9 protein-coding genes are annotated in these 8,554 nt (G+C 75.0%); 7 read left to right on the forward strand and 2 right to left on the reverse strand.

Translation table 11 applies throughout. The annotated features are described in order from the left end of the window. Positions 1–823 (forward strand): 23S rRNA (guanosine(2251)-2'-O)-methyltransferase RlmB (rlmB, locus tag ABEB16_RS04890; protein ID WP_345711146.1); only part of this gene is annotated, 823 nt, incomplete at its 5' end. 56 nt (positions 824–879) lie between these two features. Further along, positions 880–1,401, forward strand: coding sequence for a MarR family winged helix-turn-helix transcriptional regulator (locus tag ABEB16_RS04895; RefSeq protein ID WP_345711147.1), 522 nt, complete (start codon positions 880–882; stop codon positions 1,399–1,401). A 15-nt stretch (positions 1,402–1,416) separates the two neighbouring features. On the opposite strand, the gene ABEB16_RS04900 is transcribed toward ABEB16_RS04895, so the two are convergent. Then, positions 1,417–2,679 (reverse strand): DUF4032 domain-containing protein, encoded by a 1,263-nt coding sequence (locus tag ABEB16_RS04900; protein WP_345711148.1) that lies wholly within the window; start codon positions 2,677–2,679, stop codon positions 1,417–1,419. 126 nt (positions 2,680–2,805) lie between these two features. Further along, the gene (locus tag ABEB16_RS04905) at positions 2,806–3,879 is read right to left on the reverse strand and encodes an ABC transporter ATP-binding protein (protein WP_345711149.1); all 1,074 of its coding nucleotides are present in this window, start codon (positions 3,877–3,879) and stop codon (positions 2,806–2,808) included. A 305-nt stretch (positions 3,880–4,184) separates the two neighbouring features. Here ABEB16_RS04905 and ABEB16_RS04910 point away from each other — a divergent pair, with 305 nt between their 5' ends. The 5 genes from ABEB16_RS04910 to ABEB16_RS04930 all read left to right on the forward strand — a co-directional run. Next, positions 4,185–4,667, forward strand: a complete 483-nt coding sequence (locus ABEB16_RS04910; protein ID WP_345711150.1) for a cation:proton antiporter regulatory subunit — start codon at positions 4,185–4,187, stop codon at positions 4,665–4,667. 8 nt (positions 4,668–4,675) lie between these two features. Further along, on the forward strand, positions 4,676–5,860 hold the full coding sequence (locus tag ABEB16_RS04915) for a cation:proton antiporter (RefSeq protein ID WP_345711151.1): 1,185 nt from the start codon (positions 4,676–4,678) through the stop codon (positions 5,858–5,860). A gap of 83 nt (positions 5,861–5,943) precedes the next feature. Continuing rightward, on the forward strand, positions 5,944–7,065 hold the full coding sequence (locus tag ABEB16_RS04920) for an LLM class flavin-dependent oxidoreductase (protein WP_345711152.1): 1,122 nt from the start codon (positions 5,944–5,946) through the stop codon (positions 7,063–7,065). Further along, a complete protein-coding gene (locus ABEB16_RS04925; RefSeq protein WP_345711153.1) occupies positions 7,062–7,673 on the forward strand; it encodes a CE1759 family FMN reductase in 612 nt (203 codons plus the stop codon). The genes ABEB16_RS04920 and ABEB16_RS04925 overlap by 4 nt, the downstream gene beginning before the upstream one ends. A gap of 353 nt (positions 7,674–8,026) precedes the next feature. Next, on the forward strand, positions 8,027–8,554 hold a 528-nt coding region (locus ABEB16_RS04930), incomplete at its 3' end, for an EamA family transporter (RefSeq protein ID WP_345711154.1).

Genomic DNA, 8,554 nt, shown 5'->3' on the forward strand with positions numbered 1-8,554 from the left:
GGCTGCGGCGCAGCGCCGCCAGGGTGCGCGCGGGCGGCCCGGGGCCGGCGGTGGCGGCGGGCGCGGCGGTGCCGCCAAGCGCACGGGGGAGACGGAGTGGATCGCCGGGCGCAACTCCGTCGTGGAGGCGCTGCGCGCCCGCGTGCCCTTCACCGGGGTGTACGTGGCCAGCCGCATCGACGCCGACGACCGCGTCAAGGAGGTGCTGGGCGCCGCCGGTGACCTCGGCATCCCGCTGCTGGAGGCCTCCCGCGCCGACCTGGACCGCCTCACCGGTGGTGCGGTGCACCAGGGGCTGGCGGCCAGCGTGCCGCCGTACGCCTACGCCCACCCGGAGGACCTGCTGGAGCGGGCGGCCGGGGAGGGCGGGCCGGCGCTGCTGGTGGCCCTGGACGGGGTGACCGACCCGCGCAACCTGGGGGCCGTCGTGCGGTCGGTGGCGGCGTTCGGCGGGCACGGCGTCGTGGTGCCGGAGCGCCGGGCGGCGGGGATGACGGCCTCGGCGTGGAAGACGTCGGCGGGTGCGGCGGCGCGCATCCCGGTGGCGCGCGCGACGAACCTGACCCGCACGCTGGAGGAGTACAAGCGGCAGGGGTTGTTCGTCGTCGGCCTGGACGCCGGGGGCGACGTGCTGCTGCCGCAGCTGGAGCTGGCCGGCTCCCCGCTGGTGCTGGTGGTGGGCTCGGAGGGGGCGGGGCTGTCCCGGCTCGTGCGGGAGACGTGCGACCAGGTGGTGAGCATCCCGATGGCCGCGGCGGTGGAGTCGCTGAACGCCGGGGTGGCGGCGGGGGTCGCGCTGTACGAGGTGGCGCGGCAGCGCTGAGGCGCGCCGGCACGACCTCGTTGTTGAAGGTTTGAACAGACGGTAGGCTCCGTGCCGTGGACGAACCCCGCTGGCTGACCGCCGAGGAGCGGTGCGCCTGGCTGCGCGTGGCGGCCCTCATCGAGCTGCTGCCCGCCGCGCTCGACGCCCAGCTGCAGCGCGACGCCGACCTCACCATGGCCGGCTACCTCATGCTCGCCATGCTCTCCGAGCACCCCGGCCGCGCCATGCGGATGAGCGAGCTCGCCGCCCGCTCCAACGCCAGCCCCTCCCGCGTCTCCCACGTCGTCGCCCGGCTGGAGCAGCACGGCTGGGTGCGCCGCGAGCGCTGCCCGGAGGACGGGCGCGGGCAGGTCGCCGTCCTCACCGACGCCGGCTGGGACAAGGTCGTCGCCACCGCCCCCGGCCACGTGCAGCGGGTGCGGGAGCTGCTGATCGACCCGCTGGAGCCCGCGCAGATCGCACAGCTCGACGCCGTGGTCACCCGGCTGCTGGCCGTCCTCGACCCCGACGAGCGCTACGCGGCGACCGCCCTGGCGCGCGAGGCGTCCACCCGGCCGGTGACCGCCGCCGGCTGAACCGCCCGCCCCGCCTCAGTCGCCCGCGACCACCCGGATCGCCTGGGTGTCCACCCCCAGCACCGCGACCTCGTCGGGCTTGGAGGGCAGCACGTTGCGCACGTACGACTCCGCCGCCTCCTCCAGGCCCACGTCGCGCCCGGCCCGCTCCGACAGGTACCAGCGGTGCTCCAGCACCTCGTGGAAGACCTCCGCCGGCTCAAGCTTGCCGCGCAGCTCCCGCGGCACCTGGCGCTGCACCGGCTCGAAGTGCTCCGCCAGCCAGTCGTGGGCCACGATCTCCTCGTCGTCGCCCTGCCGGTCGGTGGCCGCCCGGTAGGAGTCCAGGTCGTTGAGCAGCCGGCGCGCCTGGTTCTCCTCCGCGTCGAGCCCCGTCAGGCGCAGCAACCGGCGCGAGTGGTGCCCGGCGTCCACGACCTTCGGCTCGATGCGCACCGTCGTGCCGTCGATGTCGGTGGTGATGGCCAGCTCCCCGACGTCGAAGCCGAGGTCGTTGAGGCGGCGGATGCGGGCCTCGACCCGCCAGCGGTCCCCGCGCTCGAAGGACTCCTCCTGGGTCAGCTCCGACCACAGGGTGCGGTAGCGGGAGATGATCCGGTCGGAGATGGACAGGACCACGTCCATGTCGGCGTCCAGGGCGCCGCTGGCCACGACGTCCATGAGCTCGCCGGCGATGTTGGTGCGCGCCACGTCGAGGTCGTACTCGCGCTGCCCGGTGGACAGCTCGTCGTAGAGCTCGCCGGTCTCGGCGTCCACCAGGTAGGCGGCGAAGGCCCCCGCGTCGCGGCGGAAGAGCGTGTTCGACAGCGACACGTCGCCCCAGTAGAAGCCCGTCAGGTGCAGGCGCACCAGCAGCACGGCCAGCGCGTCGACGGCGCGCTTGGCGGTGTCCGGCCGCAGCGTCTGGCTGTAGAGGGCGCGGTAGGGCAGCGAGAACTGCAGGTGCCGGGTGATGAGCACCGAGTTCAGCGGCTCGCCGTCGCGGGCGGTGCGGCCGGTGATGACGGCGACCGGGGCGACGGAGGGCACCTCCAGGCGGTTGAGCAGCCGCAGCATCCGGTACTCGCGGTGCGCGATCTCCGCGTTGGTCTCCTTCACGGCCAGCACCCGGCTGCCCAGCTTGACGAAGCGCACGACGTGGCGGCTGATGCCGCGCGGCAGGGCGGCGAGGTGCTCCTCGGGCCACTCCTCCAGCGGCACCTCCCACGGGAGGTCCAGCAGCTCCGGGTAGGGGCGCGCGGCCGTGATCTGCAGGGACGTCGCCGTCGGGAGGCTCACGGGGTCATTGTCTCCTGTCGCCCGGCCGCCGGGGCGGCCGTCCGGTGCGGGCGCACGCGGCGGGGGGCCGCTGCCGGCTGCTGCCGGCTGCGACCCCCCGTCGTGCTGCGGGTGTGCTGGTGGTGCTCAGGCCCCGAGGCGCTGGCCGGAGGTCACGTCGAACAGGTGGACGTGGCCGGTCTTGGCGGCGAAGTGCACCGTCTCGCCCTTCTGCGGGGGGCGGCGGCCGTCGACGCGCGCGATGATCGGCATGTCGTCGGCGCCCTGGCGCAGCGAGCCGTAGATGTAGGCGTCGGCGCCGAGCTCCTCGACGACCTCGACCGTCACGGCGAGGCCGTGGGCGGACAGCTCCAGGTCCTCCGGGCGCACGCCGAGGGTGACCTGGTTGCCGGCGCCGCCGAGCACGGAGCGCTCGACCGGGTGCAGGGCGTCGCCGAGCTGCACGCCGCCGTCGGTGACGGGCAGGGTGAGCAGGTTCATCGCGGGGGAGCCGATGAAGCCGGCGACGAAGACGTTGTTCGGGTGGTCGTACATCCGCCGCGGGGTGTCGACCTGCTGCAGGATGCCGTCCTTGAGCACCGCGACGCGGTCGCCCATCGTCATGGCCTCGGTCTGGTCGTGGGTGACGTAGACCGTGGTGACGCCCAGGCGGCGCTGCAGCGAGGCGATCTGGGTGCGGGTCTGCACGCGCAGCTTGGCGTCGAGGTTGGACAGCGGCTCGTCCATGAGGAAGACCTGCGGCTGGCGCACGATGGCGCGGCCCATGGCGACGCGCTGGCGCTGGCCGCCGGAGAGGGCCTTGGGCTTGCGGGTGAGGTACTGCTCGAGGTCGAGGATCTTCGCCGCCTCCTGCACGCGGCGCTTGATCTCGTCCTTCGGGGTGCCGGCGATCTTCAGGGCGAAGCCCATGTTGTCGGCGACGGTCATGTGCGGGTAGAGCGCGTAGTTCTGGAACACCATCGCGATGTCCCGGTCCTTCGGCGGCACCGTGGTGACGTCGCGGTCGCCGATGAGGATGCGACCGGCGTTGACGTCCTCGAGGCCGGCGAGCATGCGCAGGGAGGTCGACTTGCCGCAGCCGGAGGGGCCGACGAGGACGAGGAACTCGCCGTCCTCGACGTGCAGGTCCAGGGCGTCGACCGCGGGCTTCTCGCCGCCGGGGTAGAGGCGCGTCGCCTTGTCGAACGTGACCGTAGCCATCGTGGTGTCCCTTCACCGGCAGGTACGTGCCGGACGATCCGTCGTGAAGTGGAACCCGGCGCTGCCGGGTGCGTGTGCAGTTGTCAGCACGGGGACCCGGTGGCCCTGGGCGTCTGGCGACGGACCCGGGGGATCACCTGCGACCCCGACCCGCGGGCGACCTGTGGTCGGACCTCGTGGGTGGGCACATCTTGACCCACGATGCCGATCTCGTCATGCCGCTGTGACGCAGCACACATCCGGCGGGCACCCGCGCGGGTGTCCCGCGTCCTGCGGCCGGTGCTGCGGGGCGCACACTTGCACGCGTGGACATCGAGGAGACCAAGCTCCCTGGCGTCGGGCTGCGCCACGACTTCGTCACCGAGCGGGGTCGTCGCATCGGGGTGATCTCGACGCGCAACGGCGACCGCGAGCTCGTGGTCTACAGCGTCGACGACCCCGACGCCTGCCAGCTCGTCGTGGACCTGGAGCCGGGCGAGGCGGAGGCGCTGGCGGAGCTGCTGGGCGCCCCCCGGGTCATCGAGCGGCTGGCGCGGCTGCGCGAGCAGATCGAGGGCCTGGCCACGGAGGGCATCTACGTCGAGGCCGGCTCCCCCTACGACGGGCGCACGCTGGCCGACGCGCAGATCCGCAGCCGGACCGGTGCCTCGGTGGTGGCGGTCGTGCGCAAGGGTGACGTCATGCCGTCCCCCACGCCCTCCCACCGCTTCCACGCCGGCGACAAGGTGGTCGTCGTGGGCACCGAGGACGGTGTCCGGGAGACGGCGAAGCTCCTCGCGAGCGGCTGAGCCGGGGCGTGCACACCGCCACGCTGCTCCTGGAGCTCGGCGCCGTCATCTTCGGCCTGGGCCTCGTCGGCCGGCTCGCCGGGCGCATCGGCATCTCGCCGGTGCCGCTGTACCTGCTGGCCGGGCTCGCGTTCGGGGCCGGCGGCGTGCTGCCCCTGGAGGCGCCCGAGGCGTTCCTGGACACCGCCTCCGAGGTGGGCGTCGTCCTGCTCCTGCTGCTGCTGGGGCTGGAGTACTCCGCCGGCGACCTGCTGTCCACGCTGCGCCGGCAGGCCCCGGTGGGCGTGCTGGACCTGCTGCTCAACGGCCTGCCCGGCGCCGCGGCCGCCCTGCTGCTGGGCTTCGGCCCGGTGGGGGCGCTGGCGATGTTCGGCATCACCGCCGTCAGCTCCTCGGGGATCATCGCGAAGGTGCTGGGCGACCTGGGCCGCCTCGGCAACCGGGAGACCCCGAGCATCCTGGGCATCCTCGTGCTGGAGGACCTGGGGATGGCCGTCTACCTGCCGGTGCTGACGGCGGTGCTGGCGGCCTCGGGCGCGTGGCAGGCGACGGGGTCGGTGGCGGTGGCGCTGGCGTGCCTGGCGGTGGCGCTGGTGGTGGCGCTGCGCTTCGGGCGGGTGGTGTCCTCGTTCGTGACGGGGCAGAGCAACGAGGTCACGATGCTGCGCATCCTGGGCCTGGCGCTGCTGGTGGCGGGCCTGGCCGAGAGCGTGCACGTCTCGGCGGCGGTGGGTGCCTTCCTGCTCGGCATCGCGCTGTCCAGCGACCTGGACGAGGAGGCGCACCGGCTCATGGAGCCGCTGCGGGACCTGTTCGCGGCCGTCTTCTTCGTCTCCTTCGGCCTGTCCACGGACCCGGCGAGCCTGCCGCCGGTGCTGCTGCCGGCGCTGGCGCTGGTGGCGGTGGGGGTCGTCACGAAGCTGCTCACCGGCTGGATGGCCGCCGAGCGCGCCGGTGTGGCGATCCCGGGGCGGATCCGCGCCGGTGCGGCGCTGGTGCCGCGCGGGGAGTTCTCCATCGTCATCGCGGGGCTGGCGACGGCCGGCGGGGTGGTGGACGAGCGCCTGGCGCCGCTGGCGGCGGCCTACGTGCTCGCGCTGGCGGTGCTGGGGCCGGTGCTGGCGCGTTTCGCCGACCCGGTGGGCCGCCGGGTGGCGGCGCGCCGGCGCGCGGCGCGCCCCACCGCCCGCTGAGCCGTCCGGGGTGGGCCCGGAATACCCTCGCGCCCTGGTGGTTGAATGCTCAACAAGAGCGGTCCACGCAGAGGGAGCGGGTCATGCAGTTCGGGATCTTCACCGTCGGGGACGTCACGACCGACCCCACCACGGGGCGGACGCCGACCGAGGCCGAGCGGATCAAGGCGATGGTCACCATCGCGCTGAAGGCCGAGGAGGTCGGCCTCGACGTCTTCGCGGTGGGCGAGCACCACAACCGCCCGTTCGTGCCGTCCTCGCCGACCACGATGCTCGGCTGGATCGCGGCGCGCACCGAGCGGCTGCAGCTGTCCACCGCCACCACGCTGATCACCACCAACGACCCGGTGCGCATCGCGGAGGAGTACGCGATGCTGCAGCACCTCGCCGACGGCCGCGTCGACCTCACCCTCGGCCGCGGCAACACCGGTCCCGTCTACCCGTGGTTCGGCCAGGACATCCGCAACGGCATCGAGCTGGCCGTGGAGAACTACGCCCTGCTGCACCGGCTGTGGCGCGAGGACGTCGTCGACTGGCAGGGGCGCTTCCGCACCCCGCTGCAGGGCTTCACCTCCACCCCGCGCCCGCTCGACGGCGTGCCGCCCTTCGTCTGGCACGGCTCCATCCGCAGCCCGCAGATCGCCGAACAGGCCGCGTACTACGGCGACGGCTTCTTCGCCAACCACATCTTCTGGCCCGCCGAGCACACCCGCCGGATGGTGGGCCTCTACCGCGAGCGCTTCGCCCACCACGGCCACGGCTCCGCCGACCAGGCGATCGTCGGCCTCGGCGGGCAGGCGTTCGTCCGCAAGAACTCCCAGGACGCCGTCGCTGAGTTCCGCCCCTACTTCGACGTCGCGCCCGTCTACGGGCACGGCCCCTCGCTGGAGGAGTTCACCGCGCAGACCCCGCTCGTCGTGGGCAGCCCGCAGCAGGTGATCGAGCGCACCCTCGCCGCCCGCGAGTACGCCGGCGACTACCAGCGCCAGCTGTTCCTGGTGGACCACGCCGGCCTGCCGCTGAAGACCGTGCTGGAGCAGCTCGACATCCTCGGCGAGGAGGTCGTCCCCGTGCTGCGCCGCGAGTTCGCCGTCGGCCGCCCGGCGCACGTGCCCGACGCCCCCACCCACGCCACCCGGCTGGCCGCCCGGCGCGCCGGGAGCGCCGACGAGTCCGCCGCGGTCCTCGCCGGAGGTGCCCGATGACCCGCACGATCGTCGCCCTGTCGGCCGGTCTGGGCCGGCCCTCCTCCACCCGGCTGCTGGCCGAGCGCCTGGCCGACGCCACCGCCGGGGCCCTGCGCGAGCGGGGGGAGACCGCCGCCGTCCGCGCCGTGGACCTGCGCGAGCACGCCCACGAGGTCGTCGACGCCGCCCTCACCGGCTTCGCCCCGGCCCCGCTGCGGGAGGTCCTCGACGCGGTGGTCGCCGCCGACGGGCTCGTCGCCGTCACACCCGTCTTCAACGCCTCGGTCAGCGGGCTGTTCAAGTCCTTCCTCGACGTCGTCGAGCCGGGCTCGATCACCGGCAAGCCCGTCCTGCTGGGCGCCACCGGCGGCTCGGCCCGCCACTCCCTGGTCCTCGACCACGCGATGCGGCCGCTGTTCGCCTACCTCGGGGCGCTCGCCGTCCCCACGGGGGTGTTCGCCGCGCCGGAGGACTGGGCCGGCGCCGACGCCCGCGGCGGCCTGTCGGAGCGGGTGCACCGCGCCGGCGCCGAGCTCGCCGTCCAGGTCGGCGCCTACGCGCCCCCGGCGCCGGCGGACCCGTTCGCGCTCACCGTCTCCTTCGAGCAGCTGCTCGCGGGGGAGTGAGGCCCGGCCCGGGAGCGGTGGGGACGTTCCGCGCCCGACGCGCCGCGTGTCGCGGGCAGAACGTCCCCCCGGGGAGGCGAGGCACGGGACGCCTCCCCGGGCGTGTGTAACGCCCCCGGGGGCGGGGGCGATGGTGCGGGTGGGCCCGGGGGGCCGCAGCGGGGATCCGGGGGGAGCCCACGCCGCGGACGGGCCCGTGCGGGGGGAGATGCGTCGCACCCGGGGACGGACGGGGGTCCGTCCCCGGGTGCAGCGCACCGGGCGGCCGACGGCCCCGCCCCGCGGGGGCGGCGCCACCTCCGGCACGATGCACCCGTGGTGGTGCGGTGCCCTGAGCGCTCGGGCGGTCCCCGGTGACGGCGGTCCTGCTGGCCCTGGCCTCGGCGCTGGCCTACGGCGTCTCCGACTTCCTCGGCGGTGTGCTCTCCCGCCGGCTGCACTTCGCGCTCGTCGGCTGCGCCGCGCAGGTCGCCGCCGTGGCGTGCACCGCCGCGCTGCTCGCCCTCCCGGGCACCCCCGCCCCGCGGACCGGGGACCTGCTGTGGGGCGCGGCCGCCGGCGTCGGGTCGGCGGTGGGCAGCCTCGCGCTCTACCGGGGCCTGGCGCGCGGCGCGATGAACGTCGTGGCGCCGCTGTCGGCGGTGGGCAGCGCCGCCCTGCCCGTGCTGCTGGGCCTGGCGCTGGGCGAGCGGCTGCCGGCGGCGGCCCTCGTGGGCGTCGTGCTGGCCCTGCCCGCGATCTGGCTGGTGTCCCGCTCGGCCGGTACCGGCCCGGCGGAGGCGGCGGGCCGCGGCCTGGGGGACGGGCTGCTCGCGGGGGCGGGTTTCGCGCTGCTGTTCATCGGCTTGGAGCGCGCCGGCGACGGCAGCGGCTGGTGGCCG

Source organism: Kineococcus glutinatus, assembly GCF_039542765.1.
Classification (GTDB): Bacteria; Actinomycetota; Actinomycetes; order Actinomycetales; family Kineococcaceae; genus Kineococcus_A; species Kineococcus_A glutinatus.

What these genes read in the sequence shown, in the direction of transcription:
- ABEB16_RS04925 (WP_345711153.1), top strand. Translation starts at nt 7,062, where the DNA reads ATGACCCGCACGATCGTCGCCCTGTCGGCCGGTCTGGGCCGGCCCTCC.
- ABEB16_RS04920 (WP_345711152.1), top strand. Translation starts at nt 5,944, where the DNA reads ATGCAGTTCGGGATCTTCACCGTCGGGGACGTCACGACCGACCCCACC.
- ABEB16_RS04905 (WP_345711149.1), bottom strand. Translation starts at nt 3,879, where the DNA reads ATGGCTACGGTCACGTTCGACAAGGCGACGCGCCTCTACCCCGGCGGC.